This is a genomic window from Xanthomonas prunicola (assembly GCF_002846205.1).
Lineage (GTDB): Bacteria > Pseudomonadota > Gammaproteobacteria > Xanthomonadales > Xanthomonadaceae > Xanthomonas > Xanthomonas prunicola.
Window position 1 is genome coordinate 23,167 of record NZ_PHKV01000009.1, and the last position, 23,786, is coordinate 46,952.

Here is a 23,786-nt window from a genome sequence, read left to right on the forward strand (position 1 = left end):
CAGGCAAAAGGTTGCGTATGGATCAGAAGGTTCTGGAGACCGTGCCCAGCCACGGCATTTCGCCGGGGCCACCTTGCATGCGTGGGGTATTGCCGCTGGTCAGGATGCGCTCGGCTTTCAGCGTCCATCCGGCGCGGCTCCACTTCAGGCCCAGTTGACCGTATTGATAGCGGCCGGAGTGGGGCGCACCGTAGGCCATGGCCGGAAAACGCGACGAGCCGGCGCCGAGCGACAGGCTGAAATCGTTGCTCAGCGGGACGTTGGCGGTGACGTCGAAGGCCACATTCCACGGCGATTGGTCGGCGCGCGGGAAGTTGAAAGTGGACAGCGAAAACGTCAGTACGTCGCGGTAGGACCAGGCCAGGCTGGCTTCCTGGCGGTTGAAGGTGCGGGTGGAGCGGTCGGTCGGATAGGCGTAGTAGAGCAGGCTGGCCTGCATCTGCCAGCGGTCGCCCAGCATCCAGGCGCGCCCGACCTGGGCGGCGACTGCCACCGGGTCGCTCCAGGCGGGCGACTGCAACGCCACCGACGTAGAGACCGACCAGCCGGGGGAGGGCAGCCAGTAACCGGCCGCCTGCACGGTGACCTTGTTGGGCGCGATGGAGATGCCGCGGTCGATCAGGCTGGAGGTCACCGCCACCGCACCGCCGAGGTCATTGGCCAGGGCGCTGCCGCAGCAGCCAGATACCAGCGTGAGCAGCAGCCATTGGAGCAGTCGGGGTTGCCTGCGCGGCGCATGCAGGCATCCGGGCTGCGCAGCGGGCGCGGCTGGCATCGCCTTGAAGCATTCGTCGTACGCGGTAGAGCCCATCAGTGCGCCCACGCAGAAGCGCCACGGGCGCAGTGGCGTCGCGGTCGCAGGGGGAGCGGCTTGGAGGTGGAAACGGTCGGCAATGGCGTGAGAGGTGGGCGTGAAACGGGGACGCGATGGTGACCTATGACGGTGGGCGAGACCGCCGCGGCTGCGGCGATTCCGTCCGTCTACGCGAAGGCATAGTGTCAGAAAACGCACATCCGTCCTGTCGGCCTGTGCAGGATGTTTCCAGATCGGGACTGGACAGGCGGCCGGCGGACAGGCCGCCGCAGCTGGAAAAGCGCGCCCGCCACAGCCACGGCGGCAGCGAAGGTTGCCTGCAGGCGACATGCCCGGAATGCCGAAGACCGCAACCGCAGGCAGGCAGTGTGCGTTGCGGTTTGTGCACCCTCCGTCCCCCCGGCGGATGCCAAGGCGCCACGCGCGCTGATCGACCCTACTTCAAGGTGTTGAGGTAGGCGATCAACGCATCAAGCTCCTTCGGATCGTCCAGGCCGTCGTACTTCATCTTGGTGCCCGGCAGGGCTTTGGTCGAGGATTGCGACAGATAGGACTTGAGCTGGGCCGGGGTCCAGGTCCACTTGCTGTTCTTGAGCGCGTCGGAGTAACCGCTGAAGTCCGCAACGGTGCCAGCAGGACGGCCGGCCACGCCGAACAGGGACGGGCCTTTCTTGTTCTTGCCCTGTTTGGCGCTATGGCATTCGCCGCATTCGGTAAGGAAGGTGCCGGCGCCATCGGCAGCGTGTGCCGAGGGCACGGGCAGTGCGCCTGCTAGCAACAGGCCGGCCAGCGGGGCGTACAACAGGCAGAGCGTGCGGGGTGCGTTCATGTAGATCCGTACAGGTGCGGGGGAATTAGAAGGCCAGGTTGACCGACAGGGTGAAGCTGTCGAGGTCGCGCGGATTGGTGATCGGCGGGCCGCGGAACACATTGGAGGTGCTGCCGTTGAACTTGTCGAAACGGAACCAGCCAGCCGACACGCGCAGGTTGGCGATGGAGGTGTAGGTGCCTTCCTTGCCGAACGGGCTCCAGTACAGCAGGATCAAATTGCTGGTGGTGTCGGGGATGCCTACCGGCGAATAGCGCGCCGCATCGAACGAGCCGGTGTTGATCATGTGCGCGGCCAGCACGCCGTAGGTCTGTTTGAAGGCGTAGTTCATGCTGATGGTCTGATCGCGCACGCTGCCGCGGTCGAGCGCCGGCATGGTGGGATCGGTCGACATCAGCGGGCTGCCGTATTTGCGGCGCTCGTAGATGTTGACGTAGGCCAGCGACAGCACGTGTTCGCGGGTGCCGAGGAACTGGTAGGTCAGGTCGTAGCCGAGGTCGGTGAGGTCGTCGCTGGGCCCGACACGCAGGGGCTGGCGGCGCGTATTGAGCGCGGTCAGGCCCACCGAGAAGAACTGGCGCTTCATGTCCTTCATATAGGCAACACGCGCATAGCGGGTGTCGCTGAGCTTGCCCGGGTCGCCGTTGACCGGCCAGCCGAGACGATCCTGCGCCGACGGCGACAGTGCTCCGTAGCTACCCACTTCACCGTACCAATTGCGGTCGTACAGACCGTAGACGCTGGCGCCGATGACGCGGTTGGACAGCGCCGAGGAACTGAGCATGGTGGACGCGCCACCATTGGAGGCCGGGGTCAGCGTGGAGGCGTTCGGCAACACGTGCACCGGGTCGGAAATGCCCGGGTTGTTGTTGACGCTGACGCCGATCATGGTGTCCTTGCCGGCCATCTGGAACGGCTTGCTGACCAAGCGCAGATCGACATCGTCCAGGCGCGTATCGAAGGTGGCGTTGCCGCTGTTGTTGGAGCGGATCTTGGAATAGCCGCCGATGTTGTCGCTGAGGCGGCCGCCCAGGTACAGGTCCGCTTCGCGCAGTCGTGAGGTGCTGTCGCCGCGGTTAGGGTTGTTGCGCGACCAGGTGAGCTGGCCGGACACCGGAATCTTGGTGCCGTCGCCATCGGTATCGGTAAAACCGCCGAGTTTGAAGCGCATGCCGTAGGGCGTGAGCGACGGGCCGTAGGAGCCGACGTGGCAATCCGCGCAGGACGAGCCGGTCTGGCGCGCGAATGAAGGAATCGCCTGCGCCTGCGTACTGGCCAGCAGCAGCAACGGGCCGGACACGCACAACAAGGACGTCAGGGAGGCGGTACGCGTGGCAGTGCGACGCGGAGCGGGCTGGGAAGTGGGCATGGAAAGTCCTTGTTCGACGGTGCGGGATGTAGCGATGCGGGAACGGGCGAGGAAGCCAATGACAGAAGGCGGGTTGCGGCGGTTCATGCGCGCTTGCCCGGCAACACGCGGCGCAGCAGGCCGTCGCGCAACACCAGGTGATGCCAGAGCGCGGCGCCGATATGCAGCAGCACCAGCGCCAGCAACGCCCAGGCGGCATTCAAATGCCATGTGCCCAGGGTGTCGCCGAGGTCGCCATCGGGTGCGACCAACGCGGGCAAGGGGATGCCGAAGAAATACACCTGCTTGCCGTAGGCGCTGCTCAGCGACCAGCCCAGCAACGGCAGCGCGAGCATGAGTCCGTACATCGCCACATGCGTGGCACCAGCGGCCAGGCGCATCGGCAGCGAAGCGGGCGGGCCGGGCGGCAGCGTGCGCAGACGCAGGCGCAACCCGATACGTAACGCGAACAGCACCAGGACCAGCAGGCCAAAGTGACGATGGCCTTCCAGGAGCCACTGACGCAATGCGCGGCCATCCAGTTGGGCACGCAGCAGGATCAGCGTGGCCGCCATGATCAGGCACAGCACGGTGAGCCAGTGCAGCACGCGCATCGCTTTAGGCAACGGCAGCACGCGCGTGGCTACGGGCGTCTGTTCTGCCCGTGGCGATGTGCCTGCGCCGGAGGCGGAAGGGCTGACGGGCGCCTGTGGGGATGAACTCATCTGATCTGTCTTCCAGTGGTGGTCGTTGGTTCCGGTGGCGTGCTGTGCTGCCAGGCCTGGCTCCCCACGCCGGCCGAACGGCGGCCAGGTGAACGTGCACCGATGGGTGCGGCGATGTCGGAAAAAGGTTGCATCGCCTCTGCACATCGCGCGCACGCGCTGCATACCGCGTTGGTACAACGCGTTCGATTGCGCTTGCGCGTACCTCGCTTCGCAGGGGTCGCGACCGCGCAACCTTTCGCGCGACCCGGCGCACTCAGGCATGTCGCACTACGTGCAGTCAGCGGTTACGCCTCTCCGATCATGGTCATCGAACGCATCCAGTTGCACACCCATGGTGACGATCGCGGCTTGCTCATTTCGTTGGAGCAGCAGCGCAATGTCCCGTTCGAGATTCGCCGCGTGTATTACCTGTTCGGTACGCGCCATGGCGTGCATCGCGGCCAGCACGCGCACCGCCAGCTCAATCAATTTGCAGTGGCCTTGCACGGCTCGGTGACGATCCTGCTCGACGAAGGCAACGGCCATGGTCCCAGCGAAGTGGTGCTGGACGACCCCTCGCAAGGCCTGCTGCTCGGCCGCATGGTGTGGCGCGATCTGTACCGCTTCAGTGCCGACTGCGTGTTGATGGTGCTCGCCGACCAGTTCTACGACCCGGGCGATTACATCCTGGATTACGACCAATTCGTGAGCGAAGTGCGCAATGGTACGCATGCCCACGCCTGCAGGCTGGAAGCATGAGCGCACCTAAACACTTGGTGATCATCGGTGCTGGCGAATTCGCACAGATCGCCTGCGAATACTTCCAGCATGACAGCGACTACACCGTGGTGGCCTTCAGCGTGGAGCGCGCCTTTTTGTTGCAGCCCACGTTGGCCGAGCTGCCAGTGGTGGCTTACGAAGAATTGGAGCAACGCTACCCGCCGCAGCACTACGACGTATTCGTTGCGATTCCGGCCACCCAACTCAACCGTCTGCGCACGCGCTTTTTCCGGGACGTGGTCCAACGTGGCTATCGCTGCGCCAGTTATCTGAGTTCGCGCGCGTTCGTCTGGCATAACGCGCAGATCGGTGCCAACTGTTTCATCTTCGAGGGTAACGTCGTCCAGCCGTTCACCCGCATCGGCGACAACTGCGTGGTGTGGAGCGGCAACCATATCGGTCACCGCACGGTGGTCCAGAATCATGTGTTCATCGCCTCGCATGCGGTGATTTCCGGCTATTGCGAGATCGGCCAAGGCAGCTTTATCGGCGTCAACGCCACGCTCAGCGACAAGGTGCGCATTGCTGAAGACAACATCATCGGTGCCGGCGCGCTGGTGACCCGCAATACCGAAGCCGCACGCGTCTACGTGGGCGCGCCGGCGCGTGCGGTGGCGGGCAGATCCAGCTTCGACGTGGAACTTTGAAGCGTGTTTGCATGGAACAAGCGAGGGTTGGTGTTCGATGTCGCACGTGATGGCGTAGGCGGCTGGATGCACCATGCTGCACTGACGCCCACCCCGCACCGTCTCTGTGCGCAGGTACTGCGGGTGTACGCCGGCTTCCGTGATGCCCAAGGCGTGAGCCGGATTGGCTATGTGGATGTGCGCGCCGATGCACCGACGCAGATCGTTGGCGTCAGCAAGCAGCCGGTGCTCGACATCGGCCGCGATGGATGCTTCGACGATAACGGTATGATCCTGGGCGATGTGGTGGCCGGGCCGGACGGGCTGTACCTGTTCTATGTCGGTTTCCAGCGCGTGGCCAAGGCCAAGTTTCTCGCCTTTACCGGTCTGGCAGTGTCCAGCGATGGTGGCGAGCGCTTTCAGCGTCGGCAGCAAACGCCCTTGCTGGATCGCGCACCTGGACGCAGCACGATTGCTGCGGTGCATTCGGCGCGCTACGAGCAGGGTCGCTGGCGGTTGTGGTACGCGGTGGGCGACGACTGGGAAACGATCGGTGGCCAGCCGTATCCGCGGTACCACATCCGTTACGCAGAGACCGATGACCTGCGTTGCATTCCCACCGATGATGCGGTGTGCCTGCGTCCCCACGGCGATGAATACCGCATCGGGCGTCCACGCGTGTACCGGCTTGGCGGGCGCTATCTGATGTATTTCACCCGTGGCGATATCCATGGAGGCTACTTTCCCGGCATCGCTTTCAGCGAAGATGGCATGCACTGGGAGCGCGACGATAGCCAGCTGGGGCTTGCGCTGTCCGATGACGGCTGGGATGCGCAGACGCTGTGCTACCCGGCCTTGATTCAACACGGGGAGCGCGTGTTGATGTTCTACAACGGCAATGCGATGGGGCAGGCCGGCTTCGGCCTGGCCGATGCGGCGTTGCCCGTGGAGTCACAGGGCTGCCATGTTTTCGGTTAGGTCGTACGCGCCAGGCGATGCGCCTGCGTGGGACGCGCTGGTGGCCTCCTCGCGCAATGGCACTCTGCTGCATCGGCGCGGCTACATGGACTATCACGCCGCGCGTTTTATGGATGCCTCCTTGCTCGTCGAACGTGGGGACGAGGTGGTCGCGGTGTTCCCGGCGAATCTCCAGGGCGATTCCGTCAGCAGCCATGCCGGGCTGACCTATGCCGGGCTGGTGTCGTCGATGGCACTGCGTGCCGGCGGGACCTTGCAGGTGTTCGAACACATTGCCGCGCACTACCGTGCGCTTGGCGTGCGCGAGATTGTCTATAAGCCGGTGCCCCATATCTTTCATGCGTATCCGGCTGAAGAGGAGTTGTACGCGCTGCATCGGGTTGGCGCGCAGCTCTATCGACGCGATCTGTCGTCGGCGATTGCACTGCGCGAGCCGCCTGCCTTCAGTGGCGAGCGGCGGCGTTCCATCGCCAAGGCACGCAAGGCCGGCGTGCGAATCCAGCGGGGGAACCAACTCGATGGGTTTCATGCCCTGCTGACCCAAGTGTTGCAGCGGCATGGCGTAGCGCCGACGCATCGGCTGGATGAGCTGCAACTGTTGCAAGGCCGGTTTGAGCAGCAGATTGTGTTGCATGAGGCGCGCGCTGACGGGCAGTTGGTGGCAGGGGCGTTGGTGTTCGATTTCGGTCGCAGTGTGCATACCCAGTATCTGGCGGTGTCCGAGCAGGGCCGCCAGTTGGATGCGCTGAGTCTGCTGCTGGCCGACTTGATCACCGATGTGTATGCGCAGCGCGACTACTTCAGCTTTGGCATCTCGACCGAGCAGGGCGGACAGGTGCTCAACCCAGGTCTGGTGGAACAAAAGGAACGCTTCGGTGCGCGCGCCGTGGTGCAGGATTTCTATCGATGGACGTTGTAATGGATGTGCCTTTCCTGGATTTGCGCGCAGTCAATGCGCGCTATGCGGATGAACTCAAAGCCGCTGCGACGCGCGTGATCGATTCCGGCTGGTATGTGCTCGGCAAGGAGCTGGCCGCGTTCGAAGAGGAATTCGCCAGTTATTGCGGCACCAACCATGCAGTGGGCGTGGGTAATGGGCTGGACGCGTTGGCGTTGATCCTGCGCGGCTACCGCGAGTTGGGCGTTCTGCGCGAAGGCGACGAGATCATCGTACCCGCCAACACCTTCATCGCGACGTTTCTGGCGATCAGCCAGAACCATCTGGTGCTGGTGCCGGTGGAGCCGGACCCGATCACCTTCAACCTCGACCCCGCCAGGGTGGAGAAGGCCATCGGGCCGCGCACGCGCGCCATCATGGCGGTGCACCTGTATGGGCAGCTGGCCGATATGCAGGCCATGCAAACACTGGCCCACCGCTACGGCCTGCTGCTGATCGAAGATGCCGCGCAAGCGCACGGTGCAAGCGCACAGGGGCGACGCGCCGGTGCTTTCGGCGATGCAGCGGCGTTCAGTTTTTTCCCGACCAAGAACCTTGGCGCGCTGGGCGATGGTGGCGCAGTGACGACCTCGGACGCGCGCCTGGCCGAGCGGATTCGCGCGCTGCGCAACTACGGCTCGGAAGTGAAGTATCACCATCTCTGCCAGGGCGTGAATTCGCGTTTGGATGAAATGCAGGCTGCATTTCTGCGTGTCAAGTTGGGCTATCTCGAAGAAGAGATCGCGCTGCGGCGCGCGGTGGCGAAGCGGTATCTGCAAGGTATCGACAACCCGTTGATCGTGCTGCCCACGCTGGTGGCCGAGCAGCAGCACGTCTGGCATCTGTTCGTGGTGCGCAGCCCGCAGCGCGACGCCTTGCAGGCGCATCTGCTGCGGCAGGGCATCCAGACGCAGATTCACTATCCCGTGCCGCCGCACCGGCAGCCCGCATACGCCACGTTGGGCGAAGCCTGTCTGCCACTGAGCGAGCGCTTGCATCAGGAGATACTGAGCCTGCCGATGGGGCCGGCGCTGGATGATGCAGCGGTTGCGCAGGTGATCGCCGCCTGCCAGTCGTTTGGCTGCGGCACATGAATGTCGTGCGCAGCAGCGCCTACACCGGCGTTGCAACGCTGGCAAAGCTGCTGGCGGCATTGGTCGTGGTCAAGCTGGTCGCCGTCTATGCCGGGCCGCAGGGTGTGGGCCGGCTTGGCCAGTTCCTCAACCTGATGTCGGTGCTGGCGGTACTGGCCGGTGGCGGCATCAGTGCCGGCATCGTCAAGTATGTGGCGCAGTACCGCGACGACGCGCCGGCACTGGCGCGCTTGCTGAGTGCGGCGCTCTGGTATGCGTTCTGCGCAGCCTGCGTGATGGCACTGCTGGCGATGATGTTCAGTGGAGCCATTGCCGAGCGGCTGCTGGGCGATGCGAGCTACCGCCCGCTGATCTGTGTGTTGGCGATCGCGCAGCTGGGAATCGCACTGCTCAATTACATGCTGGCGCTGATCAACGGCTTCATGGATGTGCGGCGGCTCGCCTTCGTACAAGTGTCAGGCGCCGTGCTGAGCGTTGCACTTGTAGCGTGGCTCTCCAGCCGGGCGCAGTTACATGGGGCGTTGCTGGCGCTTGTCCTGGGCCAAGTGCTGTGGCTGCTTGCGGCGGTCCCGGCGCTGCGGCGTAGTCCCTATTTTCAGCCTGCGATGTGGCGGATGCGCTTCGATGCGCAAATGACCCGTCAGCTGGCTGCATTTTCGGTGATGACGCTCACCTCTACGCTGGTGCCGCAGTTGGTGACCATCCTGGTGCGCGATCATCTGGCGCTGCAATTCGGCTGGGAGCAAGTCGGTTACTGGCAGGCGGTGAGCCGGGTCTCGGATGCCTATCTGCTGTTCTTCACCACCGCCATCAATGTGTACTACTTGCCCAAGTTGGCCTCGCTGCGCGGTTCTGCCGCCTTGGGGCAGGAGTTGCGTGGCGCATACCGCTACGTCATGCCGGCGGTGATCGTGATGGCACTCGGCGTTTACGTGTGCCGTGACTGGGTGACCTGGCTGCTGTTCGATACGCAATTTGCTGCTGCAGCGCCGCTGTACGGCCCGCAGTTGCTGGGCGACGTGATCAAGATCGCCGCCTTCGTGCTGTCGTACGTGATGCTGGCCAAGGCGATGACCCGGCTGTTCGTGATCTCCGAATGTGCTTTTGCAGCCAGCTATCTGGCACTGGTGTACGTGTTTACGGCGCAGTTCGGGCTGATCGGTGCGATGTACGCCTTCGCCGCCAATTACGTGCTGTATCTGGTGTTCAACATCGTGGTGGTGCGGCGCTATCTGGAGCGGACGGCATGATCGATCAGACGCCCGCATCGGCACGTGCACGCTGGCCGTTGGTGTCGGTGCTGATTCCGGCGTTCAACCATGAGCGTTTCGTGCGGCGCTGCCTGGACAGCGTCTTGGAGGACCCGTATCCATGCAAGGAGATCGTCATCATCGACGACGGCTCCAGCGATGCCACCGGCGAAAAGATCAGCCAGTGGATCAGCGACCATGGGCATCGGATACCGGTGCAGTTCGTGCAACGCGAGAATCGTGGGGTGGCCGCCACGCTTAACGAACTGGCGGTGCGTGCGCGGGGAGAGTACCTGCGGCTTGGCGCAAGCGACGATTACCTGCTGCCGGGCGGGCTGGACGCTCAGGTGCGTTACCTATGCGCGCATCCGCAAAAATGCGCCGTGATCGGCGATGCCTGTGTGGTCGACCAGCACGGACAACTGCTGCATGGCAGCGCCATGCGCGATCTCCACGGGGTGGATACAGACTTATATCGCTCCGAGTCCGGCATCCGGCGTGCGGTAATACGGCAATGGGCGGTCAGCGGCGCGGTTGCGCTGTTGCGGCACAGTGCGTTCGATGCGCGCACCGGCTGGGACGAATCGCTGCGCATTGAAGACTGGGATTTCTTCTTGCGACTGGCCGCACGCAACGCGCTGGGTTTTGTCGATCTGCCGGTGTGTGCGTACCGCCTGCATGGCGCCAACCTCAGCAAGACCGTGAATGTGCCGGCACGCATCGCCAACCTGCGCGAGTCGCGGCAGGTGGCGCTGCGTTGCGCGCCATTGTTCGGCGAACCTGACCGCACGCTGCTGCGTGCGCAGGCGCAGTACATCGCAGCCAAGGTGGCGTTTCTGCGGCGCCGGCCGCATCAGGTGGTCATGTCTCTATTGGCCTATGCCTGGTTGTCGTTACCTGCAAGATGGCGGACCAAGCGTGCCGCACGTGCGGCGAAGCTTGCATGAGTACGCTGCTGCGCCGTCCGGCGACTTATCTGGCATTGCCGATGCTGCTCAGCTGTGCCTTGACGTGGCTGACCTACGCGCTACCCGACGGCTACCTGGAAGGCATCGTGCTGCTGGCGCTTGCAGCAGCGGCTACCTTCGGGCTCGATGTGGTGTTGCGTACACAGTTGCCGTCGGTCGAGCGCTTTCGCACCTACCGTTACGCCGGTACCCGCGACGCGTTTCTGGCGATGGCACTGGCCGCGACGGTGACGCTGTTCTGCATCGCCGACGTGGTGCTGTTTCCGATTCCGTTGTTCAGCGATCCATCGTCGTATGCCACCTTGAGCCCACTGCGTGCGCACGTGCGGCACATCTCCAATATGTGCTGGATCCTGCCACCGATCGCACTGCTGTGTGTGCGCCATCGCGGGCTGCGCGCGGCGATGGTGACGTTGGGCTTTGTGTTCCCGATTGTGGTGATCGACCGCAACCGCATCTTCGCCGGCCTGTTCTCGTTCGTGCTGGTGCTGTTGTTGCGCCGCGACCCGGCGCGCCGCCTGCCGTGGAAGACCATCGGTCTGCTGGTGTCTGCGGGTGGCGGGGTGTTTTCCGTCCTTGGTGCGTTGCGGTCCGGTTCCCTGGCGACGGTGGCATTGCCATTCAGTGCGTTCTATCGCGCCATGCCGCAGGGCGTGCAATGGCTACTGCTCTACATCAGTGCCGGGCCGTACAACTTCGGCGCGATATTGGCCAAGGGCTACCTCAACGCCAGTTTCCTGGTGAATCAACTGGTGCCGTTCAGCGGCTCGATTGCAACCGCTGGCACCAGCATTCCGCTGGATGCGCCCAATATCAATGTGGGCACCGAGTTCTTTCCTTTTTTGATGGCGTGGGGTGCTCCGGGCGCATTGCTGGCGTTGCTGGCCTTGTATGCCGGGCTGGTATGGAGCGTGCGTCGGCTCAACGCCTCGCTGTCGATCTTCCATGTGCTGATCTTCCTGCGCATCGCCTATGCCTGCCTGATGTCGCCCTTCGCACCACAGGCGTTCACCTGGACCAACTTCGGTTTCATCGCGCTGTGCCTGGTGCTGCATGCCTGCACGCTGCTGTTGCCGAGCCGCCTGTCTGTTCATCCGGTTGCCGCGTAAGCGCGCAGCACGCCATTCATCGCCCCGTTGCCGAGCCGCATCCCATGAATCAACACGACGAAATCTATCTGATCGACCTGTGGCGCATCCTGCGCCGCGAATGGCGCTGGGCAGCGGCAGCGCTGGTCGTGGTGCTGGGCCTGACCTTCGCCTTTACCCGCCTGGCCAAACCGCAATGGGAAGCCAACGCGTGGATCCAGGTCGGCGAGATTGGCCCAACACCTGCTGGCCGTGACCCCAAGGTCGAACCGTTCCAGCGCGTGATCGATCGGATGAAAACGCGGCAGTTCCAGGATGCGGTGTTGCGCCAGGCGAAGGTGCCGCTCACTAGCCGCGCTGCGCAGCTCTATCGCGGCAGCCTGAAGCCGGACCCGGACCCCTACGCCAACCTGATCGGTGTGACCGTCCGGGCCGAGTCGCCCCAGCAGGCGCGTATGCTGGCCATGGCCACCGTGAGGCAACTGCAGACATTGCATGGCGACACCAATGCGGCTGCGCTCGCGCTCGCGCGCACCCGGCTGCAAGGCTTGAGCGACGATCTGCGCGCGGCAACCACTAACCGCGAGCAGCTGCAGAAGCAGTTGCAAGTCGCGCAGGGCAGTTCCACTGCCACTCCTGCGCAAGTACTCGCCGGTGTGTTGTTGACCGATAGCAACACCACCATCCGCGCTTTGAAGACTGAACGCGATGACCTGGTCGCACGTCTAACCGCGCGCTACACCTACCAGACCTCGCTGGCGTGGCCGTTATACGTCCCCGACCGCCAGGCGTATCCGAATGCGATCACCGCCTGGGCAGCCGGCCTGCTGGCCGGGGCAGGGCTGGGCGTGCTGGTTGCGGTGCTGCGCAATGCGGTACGTCGCCGTGCACACGCTGGCGCTTAATCGTTGCAGTTGAGCGTCGGCACAATGGCGATGGGTTGAAATTCGCGCTTCACGCAAGTGCAAAGTGCTATGCGCGCGGCAGGTAGACCACACCTCGCATGACGGCGCGTCGAGCCAGCCCACTCGTGTGGAGCGTGATCGCCTGAGCCGGCTTGACCATCAGCCACCACGCTGCAACCAAACCGGCAGCACCTGGCACTCACGGGTCTATCAAGCGATGCCACGTTGGCGGCGTTGCGTCCGGAGAGTGTCGTGAGAACAGCGGGACTGGTGTGGGAGGCTGCGTATGTCGTCAATCAATGAGCATGCGGCGCGGGGCGGCACGGTTGCGCCGGAGCAGCTGCTGGAGACGCAACGTGCGTTCGACAGCGTGGCTCCCGACTACGATGGCCCCCGCGGCAACAACGCGCTGATCCAGCGCATGCGCACCACGCTGTGGGACACGGTGGCTGCGGAGCTGCCGGTGGGTTCGCGGCTGATCGATCTGGGCTGCGGTACCGGCCTGGATGCCGGCGAATTCGCACGTCGCGGGTATTCCGTGCTGGCCACCGACTGGTCACCGGCAATGGTCGAGCGCACCCGCCACCGCGCGGTAACGCAAGGTTTGGAAGAACGCCTCAGCGCTGCACATGTCGGCATCCAGCAACTCGATCGGCTGGAAGGCAGCTTCGATGGCATGTACTCCAATTTCGGCCCGCTCAATTGTACGCCGGATCTGCCAGCCGTCGCCGCCGAATGCGCACGTCTGCTGCGCGCCGATGGCTGCCTGGTGTTTTCGGTGATCGGGCGGATCTGCCCATGGGAAATCGGGCATTACGCCTTGCGCGGGCGCTTCAAGCGCGCCGCGGTGCGTGCAGCCAAGGGGGCAATTGCGGTGGGCATGAACGGCCACACCATCTGGACCTGGTACCACCTGCCGCGCGAGTTCTACCGCGCATTCGAAACGCATTTCGTGCTGGAGAGTTACCGCGCCTTGAGCCTGTTCCTGCCGCCGCCATACCTGGTCGATTTCTGCGAGCGCAACCCGCGCCTGTCCGCGCGCCTTGGGCGATGTGACGATCGGCTGGGCGGGTTGCCGCTGCTGCGCGACATGGGCGATCACTTTCTGATCGTGATGCGCAAGCGCTGAGTGGAGATGCCGATGGCCATGGCTGATGTCTGCCTGCAAGGCGCGCGCGCGATGACACCAGCGGGTCCGTCGCGCACCGCAGTGACAATCAACGCGGGTCGCTTCGGCGGCACGCTCGGCACCGGCACCTTGCGCCTGGATCTGCAAGGGCACGTGCTGGCACCGGGCCTGATCAATGCGCACGAGCATCTGCAGGTCAACGGCGTGCCGGCGCTGCCGCAGACCGCGCCGTTCGCCAATAGCTATGCATGGATCGAGGCATTTCAGGCGCATTTTCAGCACCCAGATGTCGCCGCCGCATTGCGCGTGCCCAAGGCGGTGCGGCTGCGCCATGGTGGCTTGAAGAACCTGTTGGCGGGTGTCACCTGCGTGGCCCAGCACGACCCATGGCACGCCACGCTGGACGAAGCGAATTTCCCGGTGAGCGTGCTGCGTGAATTCGGCTGGAGCTACGCGTTGGGTTGGACCGGCTACGGTCCGCCAGTCCAGGGCAGCTTCGCCGCAACTCCAGCCGCGTCTCCCTGGATGATCCATCTGGCCGAAGGCACCGACGCGGTGGCGCGTGCCGAGCTCGACGAACTCGACCGGCTCGGCTGCCTGGCCGCCAACACGGTGTTGATCCACGGTGTGGGCATGGGTGAGCAGGATATCGAGCGAGTGATCGCGCGTGGCGCCGCCGTGGTGTGGTGTCCGTCCAGCAATAAAGCGCTGCTCGGTCGCACGCTGGATCCGTGGCGCTTGTGCACGGCGGGCCGGCTGGCGCTGGGCAGCGATTCGCGCATCAGCGGCGCACGCGACCTGCTGGAAGAACTGCGCATCGCCAGCGAGACCGGATTGGCGCCGGATCTTCTGTTTGGCATGGTCACCAGTGATTCCGCACGCATCCTGCGCATGGCAAACCGTGGGCGTATCGCGCCCGGTGCCGCTGCAGATTTGCTGATCGTGCGCGACCGTGGTGGCGAGCCGGCCAGCAGCATCATCGGGTGCGACCGCAGCGACTTGCGTGCGGTGATCCGCGATGGCAAACCTCGCATTGCCGATCCAGATGTTGCGCCGTGGTTCGACGCGGCAGGTATCCAGACGGTGCCGGTGCTGCTGGATGGGCGGCCCAAATTACTCGACGCCACACTGGCCGACCCGGCGGTGCTAGCGCTCGAGCCTGGCCTGCAGCGCGTGTCGCTGGAGCAACCGGCGCAGGCCGCCGCGCAGGTGGCGCGTGCGCTGGCTGCCAACGGAGCGCTTTCGTGAGTGTAATGCCGGTGCTCGAACCCGCCGCCGCGTACGCACTGTGGGCGCAGGCGTATCCGCCGCACGCGCACAACCCGGTGATGTTGGCTGAAGAACGCGCCATGCTCGCACTGATGCCGGCCAACCTGCACGGCCAGCACGTACTGGACGCTGGCTGCGGCAGCGGCCGCTACATGCTGCACGCATTGCGCCGCGGCGCGCGGCACGTGACCGGTGTCGATCTGTCGCCGCAGATGCTGCAACGTGCCGGCGCCGAGCTGGCACAGGCGTGGCCGGTCGGACGGATTGGCTTGCAACAAGGCAGTGTGGATCAATTGCCGATGCCCGATGCGGTGGCCGATCTGAGCGTGTGCGGCCTGGTCGTGGGGCATCTGCAACGGCTGTGGCCGGCGTTGGAAGAACTGCATCGCGTCACCCGCGTTGGTGGCATCGTGCTATGCAGCGACGTGCATCCGATCGGCCACGCGCTGGGTTGGCGCCGCGATTTCAAGGCGAACGGGCAGCATTACGCGGTGCGGCATACCCAGCATCTCTACAGCCACTGGCATTCGGCGTGCACCGCACTCGGCTTTGCAATCGAAGCCGTTGCCGAGCCGATGCTGGACCCTGCGGATATTCCGACCGGCGCGCGTTTCGACCAGGCGGCCTTGCAGGTGCCGGTAGCGCTGGTGCTGCGGCTGCGACGCGTCGCGTGAGCAAGAAGTTGCACGCGGCAGTGGCTGCCTGTGAGGTAAGGGCCGCCCATCAGTGGCACGCGACGAGCGCAGCGCACGGCGTCATCGTCACGTTGGTCGACGTGCAAGCGCTATCGATTCCATGAGCCTGCACGTCGCACAGCTGAACCTGGTTCCCACGCCCGATGGCCTAAGCGCGGAGCAGGTGTTCGCACACTGGCCATCGCTGGCCGACATCGCCGAGGCTGTTGCCAGCGCGGGTGTGCGCGTGTCGGTGATCCAGGCATCTGCCTCGAACATCCAGCTATGCCGCCAGGGTGTCCACTACCGCTTTGCCGATCTGCAACAGCGTGGCAGCGCACGCCGTGCGCGCACGCTTGCCGCTTTGGTGCGCGAGATCGATGCAGATGTACTGCATGTGCACGGTCTGGAGTTCGCCGGCGATGCGCGGCGTCTGGCGCGCCTGCTGCCGCAGCTGCCGATCCTGCTGCAGGATCACGCCAACCGACCACCGCGCTGGTGGAGTCGAAGCCTGTGGCGCGCACGTTATGCCGCCGCGAACGGCATCGCGTTCACCTCGCTGGAGCTGGCGCAGCCGTTCACGCGTGCGCGCTTGTTCCGCCGCAGCGCGCAGCTGTTTGCGATCTCCGAATCGAGCAGCCGCTTTACCCCAGGCGATCGATTGCAGGCACGCGAGCAGACACGCTTGCACGGTGACCCGTGTGTGCTATGGATCGGTCATTTAAGCCCGGCCAAGGACCCGCTCTGCATGCTCGACGCGGTCGCCATGGTGGCGCGCATGGTGCCTGGGTTGCGATTGTGGTGCGTCTTCGACAAGGCTCCGCTGTTGGAGCAGGTGCAGCAGCGCTTGCGCGACGACCCGCAGTTGGCGAGATGCGTGCAGTTGCTGGGCAAGGTCGAGCATGCACGCGTGCAAGAGCTGTTGCGCGCGGCCGACCTGTTCGTCTCTGCCAGCCATACGGAAAGCTGCGGTTATGCCGCGCTGGAAGCCTACGCCTGCGGCTGCCTGCCGCTGCTCACCGCAATCCCCTCGTTCCGTGCGCTTAGCGATGACGGCGCAGTGGGCGAGTTGTGGCCGGTTGGCGATGCATCGGCATTGTCGGAACTGTTGTTACGCGTGTCCCGGCAGCGTCCCTCACGCGCTCAGGTGCGCGCACATTTCGATGCGCGCCTGTCATTTGCTGCAGTTGGCCAGCGCTGGGTACAGGCATACACGCAATTACTCACGACCACGCCAGAGCACACCACATGAAACTGGCACTGGTGGTCCCAGGTGGTGTGGATCGCAGCGGGGAAGTCCGCGTGATCCCGGTGTTCCTGAGCTTGATCGATTGGCTGGCACGCAGCCATGAGGTGCACGTGTTCGTGCTGCATCAAGAGCCGCAGCCGGGCACCTGGAGCCTGCGCGGCGCGACCGTGCATAACATTGGCGCGCGCCGCACAAGGCTGCGCGCGATCGCGGCCATTGGCGACGAACACCGGCGCGCGCCGTTCGATGTGATCCAGGCCATTTTTTCAGGCTATTGCAGTTTGATCGCGGTGACCGCTGCCAAGTTATTGCGCCGTCCCAGCGTGGTGCATATCGCTGGCGGCGAGCTGGTCGCCTTGCATCACATCGGCTACGGCGGCCGCCGCAAATGGCGTGGGCGTCTGCGCGAGGCGGTGATCCTGCGGCTTGCCGATCAGGTGACGGCTGCCAGCACGCCCATCATCGATGCGTTGCAGGCGCTGGGCATCGCTGCGCAGCGTGTGCCGCTGGGCGTGGATCTGCGCGCCTGGCCACCTGCGGCGCCGCGCGCCCGTACGAGAGCAACCGCACGCCTGCTGCATGTGGCAAGCCTCAACCCGGTCAAGGATCAGACCACCTTGTTGCGGGCGATGGCCGCACTCACGCGCGCCGGCGTCGCCTTCACCCTGGACATGGTGGGCGTCGACACATTGGACGGCGCCATGCAAGGCCTGGTGCAGCAACTCGGCTTGCAGCAACAGGTGCGTTTTCTCGGTTTCAAGACCCAACGCGAGCTGCGCCCGATCATGCTGTCGGCCGACCTGCTGGTGCTGTCCTCTCTGCACGAAGCCGGACCGTTAGTGCTGCTGGAAGCCGCCGTTGCCGGTGTACCAACCGTGGGTACTGCCGTGGGACACCTGGTCGAATGGGCGCCGATCTCGGCACTGGCAGTGCCGCCCGGCGACTGGGCCGGCATGGCGGAGGCCATTCGCCAGGTGCTCGGCGACGACGAACTGCGCTTGCGTCTGGCCTGGGCGGCACAGTGCCGCGCCGTCCGCGAAGATGCTGCATTGACGACGCGGTTGTTCGAGCAGCTGTATCGCCAGTTGTGTGGGCAGCGACCACTGCGTTGAGTGCACAGATGCGCGCGGCAACGCAGGGCGCTGTCTTTGGCGATCTTGTGCGCTCGTGTCTTGAGTGAGGCGCGTGCTGGACACAAAACTTTGTCGTGCAGCCTCACGCCGGCTGCAGATACCCATCCAGCGCGGCACGCACCACGTACAACATGTCGGTGCGGGGCACCGGCCGAGTCAGGCGTGTCATCAAGCGACGCACCTGGGTCTGCCGCACCCACGGCTGATCCTGCAGCCATAACTGCGTCTGCAGCATGTCCGCGCGTTCCTTGCGGCTTTCTGCCGAAGGCACCACACGGTTGCGCAGATACTGCCGCGCCTCGCCAAGCGAGCGCGACCATTCAATCCCAGGCAACGCCGACAGCCACAGATTGGAGCACGATGCGGCGGTGAGCGTTTGTCGTGCCGCGCGCAGCCGTAGCAGTGCAGGACAGACCCCACGCAGGCGTGCCATCACCGCAGCCGGTACCACTGCGCGGTAATAGCGCTGCAGCAACAGCAATGGCGGCAGCGCCCACCACGGCGGCATGGAGCTGTCTTCCCACAATGCTTCCCAATCGCGAGGGCCCATGCGCGTTGCCAGCAGGGCAAGATCATGCAAATGCATCAGGCGAAGATTGCGATGGCAGATGCCGCCTGCCGCGTGTAGCAGCAAGTGACACATCAATGCACCGATGGACGGGTAGGGGTTCAAACCCGGTTGCGGGTGCTCCGGCCGGATCCGCGCAGTGATCTCCACGCGGCTCACCGGCAAACGTTCCTGGATGCGCGTATGCAACTCGATATTGATCGGCGCATCGCGGTGTTCGCCCAACCCGGCCACGGCCTCTCCCTGCACCGGCTTGAAGACCTGGTGCTTCCACTGTTCGAAAGAGGCGACATAGCCGAGTTCGCAAAACAACGCGGCCGTTGCAGGCGCATCTTCCGGTTCCACCAGCAGGTCGATATCGGCCATTGGGCGATCGCCGGGCAGATACACGCCCAGCCGATGCAAGGCGGTGCCTTTCAGGCCCACCAGCGCAATGCCGGCACTGCGCGCAGCGGCGTCGACGCGGGTCAACAGCAGCGCGATACGCCGATGGCGGTCTTCGACATGGCCACGCTGTTCGCTCAGGAAGGCGTTCCATTCGGCGCTCTGCCACAACGAGCGGCGCTGCAGCAGTGGCGACACGCCATGTGCTGCCGCTGCTGCAGCCGCCAACTGCCATTGCAGCCGGTCCCACTGCGGCAAGGCGTCGCTCGGCTGGGCCAGCTCCTGAGCCAGTCGCTCGGTCGCCGTGTGCAGGCGGTGCTTGATGGTGCGAAGGGATGGTTGCATGCGCGTGGTCCGGTCAGGCGAAACGAAGGAGGAAACAGAGTGAGAGCGGGCCAGGGTTAGCCCACCAGCACGGTGGCCAACTGCCGTGGCTGACGCGCAGCACTGTGGGTCAGCGGTGCGGTGCGGTGCTGGCCTTCGCAGGCGATCAAGGCCGACCAGCGCGCTTCCAGCTGCTCCGATGCCTGTGCAAACGCATCATCCGTCATCGTGGCGCGCACCTGTTGCAGGTCAACCTGCGTGTGCAGCAGATCGCGCACGCTGCGATAAAACTCCGAGTCATACGCGCCACGGAACATCATCGCCAGGTCGTCGCTGTCCTGCCAATGGGTCTTGCTGCCGAGCTGATTTTTCACTTCTTCGTAGAATTTTGTGCCGGGCAGGGGATACGACACACTGACCCCGATGATGTCCGGGTTGGCCTGCGTCACCAGTGCGCGCGTGGCCAGAATGTCGTCGAGCTCTTCGCCCAGATAGCCAAGCTGGATAAAGAAGCCTACGCGGATCCCCTGCGCACCCAGGCGCTCACGCGCGGCGATCACTTCGCCAACGCGCGTGCCCTTGGTCATCTTGTCGAGAATGCGTTGGCTGCCGCTTTCGGCACCGATCCAGGCTTCTGCGCAACCGGCGCGCGCCAGCGCTGCGGCCATGCGCTCGCTGGCAAGGTCGGCCCGGGTCTGGATGGTGAAGGGGATCACACCATCGGCATTGCTCAACTGCTGCGCAAAGGTCTCCACCCAATCGATGTGGAAGCCGAAGATGTCATCGGCCATCCAGATGTGGTCGGGCGCAAAGCTCCGTTTGAGGTGAATCATTTCTGCGGCCACCTCTTCGGCGCCGCGTCGCTTGTAGTGATTGCCCCAGATCGGCTTGGCGCACCAGTTGCAACGGAACGGGCAGCCACGCGAAGCCGCCATGTTCAAGCTGAAATAGCCATGCCGCTGGCGCCAGAAACGCTGGTAGCGCGGCATGTCGACCAGGTCCCATGCCGGAAGGCCACTCAGGCGTGCGTCCGGCGGTTGCGCGCCGGGATGCACGTGCGCACCTGCAGGTGGGCTGGTGGCAATCTGCGCTACGCCTGTCAGCCATTGGTCGATGGCGATGTCCGGCTGTGCTTCGACGCGCTCAAGCAGGGTGATCAGCGGGGCGATGCCTTCGCCGATCAACACGGCGTGCGCGCCTGCAGCCAGGAATGCATCCGGGTTATCGGACGCATCCGAGCCTGCCACTAGCACGCGGCAGCCGGCGGCGCGGGCTTGCCCGATCATGCTGCAGGCAGCCTCGCGCATCCGGCTCAGGCACATCTTGGTGAGGAAGTTGAAGTTGTCTTCGTAGAACACCACCAGATCCGGCTGCGCCGCATGCAGTGCAGGGGTGTAGTCCTCTACATCGTCGGCCAGCATCGCATCGAACAGACTCAACGCATGCCCGCGCTCGCGCAGCAGCGCAGCGATCTGCAACGTCGCCAGTGGGGGGTAGGGCTTGCCGCGCTCCCATTGCTTGGGGTCGTAACGCAGAAAATACGAATGACTGACCTGAATCTTTAGCATCTGCACAAGGCTCTCGTTCTGTCGCCAGGTGGGCGCAGCGGCGGCGTGCGCAGACACCGGCATTCGGCTCGGCAGTAGGTGCGCATGCAGGCGCCTTTGGTTGCGTAGCGTTGTGTGCAGGCATGGCCTTGGGCGATGCAACCTTCCTGTAGAAAATCAGCACACACCGGCTGATTTCCGAGCATTGGATAAACGCATGCCGCAGTCGGCTGCATGGGCGCAACACACGCCGCTGAGTGATGTCACCACCGCTAGTGCAACAGGGGCTGCAGTGGCGGCAGATCCGTTCGGCGAACATCGTCCGCGGCGCTTAACCGTGCGTCGGCAGATTCTCGGCGCGCTGTTCCATTTCCAAAGCGATAGCCAAGCGCTGCTGGCACTGGTCGATGCCGCCTATGCCGGCTTGCCCGCGCATCGCTTGCCGGGCGCGCCAGAATTTCATGTCACGTTGGACCTGCTGCCGCGTGCGCCGGGCAGCATCGGTGTAGAACCGGCGGCGGTACGCACGCACGCCAGTGGTGGCCTGTTGTGCGGCGTCATGGATGCCTGCAATTACCTGATGCTGTCGGTGCCACAGCGCCGCGCAATGCTGGTGGTATCGGAGGACATGCTCGCCCACGCGTATCACGTGCGTTATGAGTTGATCGAATTTGCCGTGTTCCTGCTGGCCGCGCGTGGCATCGGGCTGGTGCCGTTACATGGCGCCTGCGTCGGTCGACGCGGCCGTAGCGTGTTGCTGCTCGGTGCCAGTGGTACGGGAAAGTCGACATTGGCCTTGCATAGCCTGTTGCATGGCCTGGAGTTCATCGCCGAAGACGGCGTGTTCGTGGCGCCGGAGAGCTTGCTCACCACCGGCGTCGCCAATTTCCTGCATTTGCGTGCCGAAGCGCTAGCGCTGGTCGATGCGCAGACGTGCGCATGGATCAGCGCATCGCCGGTAATCCGGCGCCGCAGCGGCGTGGAGAAATTCGAGGTTGATATCCGCCATGGTCATGGGCATCTCGCGCCCAAGCCCATGCAGTTGCATGCGGTGGTCATGGTGTCCAGGGCACCGGCCAGCGTCTCGGCGCAGCGCCTGGTCGCGGTACCGGCCGAGCAAGTCGCTGCCTGCCTGAGCCACGATCAACCCTATGCTGCCGGTCAGCCCGGCTGGCAGCAGTTTGTCGAACAGGTGCAGCGCATCGGCATTTTTACACTGTACCGTGGCACGCATCCGCAGGCGTCGGTGGATGCGCTGCTGCAGCTGTTGCAATGAGCAGTGGCCCGCAAGCGTGCCGCGGCGCGAATGACCCACAGGCCGTCGTAGCGCATCGAGGACTGCATGTTGCGCGCGGCTGAGCTGCAGGCAATGACTGCGCAGCAACGCATGCGCACCATGCTGCACCACTTCGCGAACACCCTGGTGCCGGCAGACATGCCGGCAATTGCATTGTACGTCGCGTTATCACTGGCCGCCGCGCTGGCAGGCAGCATCGTGGCCGTATGCCTGCTGCCGTTGGTGCAGCCCGGCCACAGCGTGCAACTGGTTGGCTATCGCCTGGCATTGCCGGGTGGATTGACGATGCAGGCGGGCTTGTTCGTGGCGGTGAGCCTGCTGTTTGCCGCATTGCGCTGGCAGAGCGCTCGGCTGGCCGCGCGCTTGACCAGCCGCTATGCCATCGGCCTGCGCACACGCGTGCATGCGGCATTAATCGACGCGCCATTGACCGCTTTGTCCGGTGCCAGCTCGGCAGAAATCGCCAATGTGCTCACCTACAACATCGAGATCGCAACGCAAGGCTCCAGCGCCGTACTGCAGCTCTTGGTCGCGGCGATCACTGCCCTGGTGAGCGTGTGCATCGCGGTAATGATCGCACCTGCGCTGTTGATCGCCACACCGTTGCTGGCGGTGCTGGCTTGGTTGGGCTTGCGTATCTCCAGCAGCGATGAACAGGCGCGCATCAGCCGTATCTATGTGGCGGACATGACCCGGTTATTCTGGCTGAGCGAAGATTTTCCGCGTCGTTTGCGCCACGTGCGTTCGTTTCAGCGTGAAGACCTCGAAACCAGTCATTACGAGCGCATTTCGGCGCGATTGGGATATGGCTATGCGCAACAGCAAGAGCTGGTTGCCGGCAGCCGACTGCTGCTCGAGCTCACTGCGGTGATCGCCATCGCCGGCATTCTGGTGGTGGCCAATCGATGGCAGGGGGCCGATCGCGCTGCGCTGATCACCGTCAGTCTGTTGCTTGGCCGTTTGCTGCCGTACCTGGTCACCACGCGGCAGAGCGTGCAGCAGTTGCGTTCGGCATGGCCGGCGCTGCAGTTGTGGCGCCGCTATGTGGACCTGGGCGCTGCGCGTGCACATGCACCGGAAGAAACGGCCGAACCGCTGGCGGCCGCGCTGCATATCGAACACATCGGGCTGGCGCCACCGCTGCCCCAGCTCGCGCTCGAATCGATGGTGTTGGTGCCAGGTCAGATGACGCTGGTGGTGGGCATCTCCGGCGTGGGCAAGAGTAGCCTGATGGATGTGCTTTCCGGCCAGACGCCCCCGGCGCAATTCGTGGCGCACACGGGCGGGCGCCGGCTGACGTTTTCCACGTATCGACATCTTGTGCGACATAGCGCGTATATCGGCCAGGGCGTACGGCCGTGGCAGCGCACGGTACGCGAGTGCCTGCAGTGGGCGCTGCCCGGTGTTTCCGATGCACGCATGTGGGAGGTGCTGGGCGATGTCGGCCTGGGTGCGCGGCTGCAGCTCGATGCGCAAGGCCTGGATGCGCCGATTCATGCACAGGACGGGCGACTGTCTGGCGGCGAATCCCAGCGCCTGCTGCTGGCGCAGGTCCTACTGCGGCGGCCGACCCTGGCGGTGCTGGACGAAGCAACTAGCGCACTGGACGCCGATGCCGAACATCAGGTGTTAAGCACCTTGCGCGCGCGTCTGCCAGACACCGTGCTGGTGGTTGTTTCGCATCGCACCAGCTTGGCCGCAGTGGCCGATCGCACCGTGACATTGGGTGGTGCGCCTGTTGGACAGGTGCATATCAGCTCCCCGGAAATTGCCACACCGTAGGACATGCGCTAGGCGCGTCACACGCTGGCAGGTCGCTTGCTCCGCCAGTGGCTGACAAAACATGGTGCTTACTCGTGAGGTCTGCGTCTTTGGTGTGCGGGGCCCG

22 protein-coding genes are annotated in these 23,786 nt (G+C 64.4%); 16 read left to right on the forward strand and 6 right to left on the reverse strand.

Features of this window, described 5'->3' with window-relative positions:
* Nucleotides 1-22: 22 nt before the first annotated feature.
* The 4 genes from XpruCFBP8353_RS19250 to XpruCFBP8353_RS19265 form a co-directional block, all read right to left on the reverse strand.
* A complete protein-coding gene (locus tag XpruCFBP8353_RS19250; RefSeq protein WP_101364740.1) occupies nucleotides 23-775 on the reverse strand; it encodes a TorF family putative porin in 753 nt (250 codons plus the stop codon).
* A 475-nt stretch (nucleotides 776-1,250) separates the two neighbouring features.
* Nucleotides 1,251-1,643: a c-type cytochrome gene (locus XpruCFBP8353_RS19255; protein ID WP_101364664.1), complete on the reverse strand. Its 393-nt coding sequence runs from the start codon at nucleotides 1,641-1,643 to the stop codon at nucleotides 1,251-1,253.
* 25 nt (nucleotides 1,644-1,668) lie between these two features.
* Complete coding sequence (locus XpruCFBP8353_RS19260) at nucleotides 1,669-3,012, reverse strand: cytochrome C (protein WP_101364665.1); 1,344 nt, start codon at nucleotides 3,010-3,012, stop codon at nucleotides 1,669-1,671.
* A gap of 83 nt (nucleotides 3,013-3,095) precedes the next feature.
* Nucleotides 3,096-3,716: a cytochrome b gene (locus XpruCFBP8353_RS19265; protein WP_243391168.1), complete on the reverse strand. Its 621-nt coding sequence runs from the start codon at nucleotides 3,714-3,716 to the stop codon at nucleotides 3,096-3,098.
* Nucleotides 3,717-4,019: 303 nt separating this feature from the next.
* Here XpruCFBP8353_RS19265 and XpruCFBP8353_RS19270 point away from each other — a divergent pair, with 303 nt between their 5' ends.
* The 14 genes from XpruCFBP8353_RS19270 to XpruCFBP8353_RS19335 all read left to right on the forward strand — a co-directional run bounded on the left by XpruCFBP8353_RS19270 (nucleotide 4,020) and on the right by XpruCFBP8353_RS19335 (nucleotide 17,757).
* A complete protein-coding gene (locus XpruCFBP8353_RS19270) occupies nucleotides 4,020-4,457 on the forward strand; it encodes a sugar 3,4-ketoisomerase (RefSeq protein WP_101364741.1) in 438 nt (145 codons plus the stop codon).
* Entirely contained in the window at nucleotides 4,454-5,125 is a 672-nt protein-coding gene (locus XpruCFBP8353_RS19275; protein ID WP_101364667.1) for an acetyltransferase, read from the forward strand. The genes XpruCFBP8353_RS19270 and XpruCFBP8353_RS19275 overlap by 4 nt, the downstream gene beginning before the upstream one ends.
* A 3-nt stretch (nucleotides 5,126-5,128) precedes the next feature.
* A complete protein-coding gene (locus XpruCFBP8353_RS19280; protein ID WP_101364668.1) occupies nucleotides 5,129-6,082 on the forward strand; it encodes a glycoside hydrolase family protein in 954 nt (317 codons plus the stop codon).
* Nucleotides 6,069-7,001, forward strand: coding sequence for a GNAT family N-acetyltransferase (locus XpruCFBP8353_RS19285; RefSeq protein WP_101364669.1), 933 nt, complete (start codon nucleotides 6,069-6,071; stop codon nucleotides 6,999-7,001). The genes XpruCFBP8353_RS19280 and XpruCFBP8353_RS19285 overlap by 14 nt, the downstream gene beginning before the upstream one ends.
* Complete coding sequence (locus tag XpruCFBP8353_RS19290; RefSeq protein ID WP_101364670.1) at nucleotides 7,001-8,113, forward strand: DegT/DnrJ/EryC1/StrS family aminotransferase; 1,113 nt, start codon at nucleotides 7,001-7,003, stop codon at nucleotides 8,111-8,113. The genes XpruCFBP8353_RS19285 and XpruCFBP8353_RS19290 overlap by 1 nt, the downstream gene beginning before the upstream one ends.
* Complete coding sequence (locus XpruCFBP8353_RS19295) at nucleotides 8,110-9,363, forward strand: O-antigen translocase (RefSeq protein ID WP_101364671.1); 1,254 nt, start codon at nucleotides 8,110-8,112, stop codon at nucleotides 9,361-9,363. The genes XpruCFBP8353_RS19290 and XpruCFBP8353_RS19295 overlap by 4 nt, the downstream gene beginning before the upstream one ends.
* Nucleotides 9,360-10,310, forward strand: a complete 951-nt coding sequence (locus tag XpruCFBP8353_RS19300; protein WP_101364672.1) for a glycosyltransferase — start codon at nucleotides 9,360-9,362, stop codon at nucleotides 10,308-10,310. The genes XpruCFBP8353_RS19295 and XpruCFBP8353_RS19300 overlap by 4 nt, the downstream gene beginning before the upstream one ends.
* Nucleotides 10,307-11,440, forward strand: coding sequence for a hypothetical protein (locus tag XpruCFBP8353_RS19305; protein WP_101364673.1), 1,134 nt, complete (start codon nucleotides 10,307-10,309; stop codon nucleotides 11,438-11,440). Before XpruCFBP8353_RS19300 ends, XpruCFBP8353_RS19305 begins: the two co-directional genes overlap by 4 nt.
* A 44-nt stretch (nucleotides 11,441-11,484) precedes the next feature.
* A complete protein-coding gene (locus tag XpruCFBP8353_RS19310; protein WP_101364674.1) occupies nucleotides 11,485-12,324 on the forward strand; it encodes a Wzz/FepE/Etk N-terminal domain-containing protein in 840 nt (279 codons plus the stop codon).
* A gap of 286 nt (nucleotides 12,325-12,610) precedes the next feature.
* On the forward strand, nucleotides 12,611-13,453 hold the full coding sequence (locus XpruCFBP8353_RS19315) for a class I SAM-dependent methyltransferase (protein WP_101364675.1): 843 nt from the start codon (nucleotides 12,611-12,613) through the stop codon (nucleotides 13,451-13,453).
* Between the two features lie 12 nt (nucleotides 13,454-13,465).
* Nucleotides 13,466-14,701, forward strand: a complete 1,236-nt coding sequence (locus XpruCFBP8353_RS19320; protein WP_101364742.1) for an amidohydrolase family protein — start codon at nucleotides 13,466-13,468, stop codon at nucleotides 14,699-14,701.
* Nucleotides 14,698-15,396 (forward strand): class I SAM-dependent methyltransferase, encoded by a 699-nt coding sequence (locus XpruCFBP8353_RS19325; protein ID WP_162301120.1) that lies wholly within the window; start codon nucleotides 14,698-14,700, stop codon nucleotides 15,394-15,396. The genes XpruCFBP8353_RS19320 and XpruCFBP8353_RS19325 overlap by 4 nt, the downstream gene beginning before the upstream one ends.
* Nucleotides 15,397-15,517: 121 nt before the next feature.
* Nucleotides 15,518-16,648 carry a glycosyltransferase family 4 protein gene (locus tag XpruCFBP8353_RS19330; RefSeq protein WP_101364677.1) on the forward strand — a complete coding sequence of 377 codons (1,131 nt, stop codon included), beginning with the start codon at nucleotides 15,518-15,520 and terminating at the stop codon, nucleotides 16,646-16,648.
* A complete protein-coding gene (locus XpruCFBP8353_RS19335; RefSeq protein WP_101364678.1) occupies nucleotides 16,645-17,757 on the forward strand; it encodes a glycosyltransferase family 4 protein in 1,113 nt (370 codons plus the stop codon). Before XpruCFBP8353_RS19330 ends, XpruCFBP8353_RS19335 begins: the two co-directional genes overlap by 4 nt.
* A gap of 103 nt (nucleotides 17,758-17,860) precedes the next feature.
* Here XpruCFBP8353_RS19335 and XpruCFBP8353_RS19340 read toward each other — a convergent pair whose 3' ends face one another.
* Both XpruCFBP8353_RS19340 and XpruCFBP8353_RS19345 read right to left on the reverse strand, forming a co-directional pair.
* Nucleotides 17,861-19,075 (reverse strand): nucleotidyltransferase family protein, encoded by a 1,215-nt coding sequence (locus tag XpruCFBP8353_RS19340; RefSeq protein WP_101364679.1) that lies wholly within the window; start codon nucleotides 19,073-19,075, stop codon nucleotides 17,861-17,863.
* Between the two features lie 56 nt (nucleotides 19,076-19,131).
* Nucleotides 19,132-20,685, reverse strand: a complete 1,554-nt coding sequence (locus tag XpruCFBP8353_RS19345; RefSeq protein WP_101364680.1) for a B12-binding domain-containing radical SAM protein — start codon at nucleotides 20,683-20,685, stop codon at nucleotides 19,132-19,134.
* A 133-nt stretch (nucleotides 20,686-20,818) separates the two neighbouring features.
* Here XpruCFBP8353_RS19345 and XpruCFBP8353_RS19350 point away from each other — a divergent pair, with 133 nt between their 5' ends.
* Nucleotides 20,819-21,877, forward strand: a complete 1,059-nt coding sequence (locus XpruCFBP8353_RS19350; RefSeq protein ID WP_101364681.1) for an ATPase domain-containing protein — start codon at nucleotides 20,819-20,821, stop codon at nucleotides 21,875-21,877.
* 93 nt (nucleotides 21,878-21,970) lie between these two features.
* Nucleotides 21,971-23,680, forward strand: a complete 1,710-nt coding sequence (locus XpruCFBP8353_RS19355) for an ATP-binding cassette domain-containing protein (RefSeq protein WP_101364743.1) — start codon at nucleotides 21,971-21,973, stop codon at nucleotides 23,678-23,680.
* Nucleotides 23,681-23,786 lie beyond the last annotated feature (106 nt).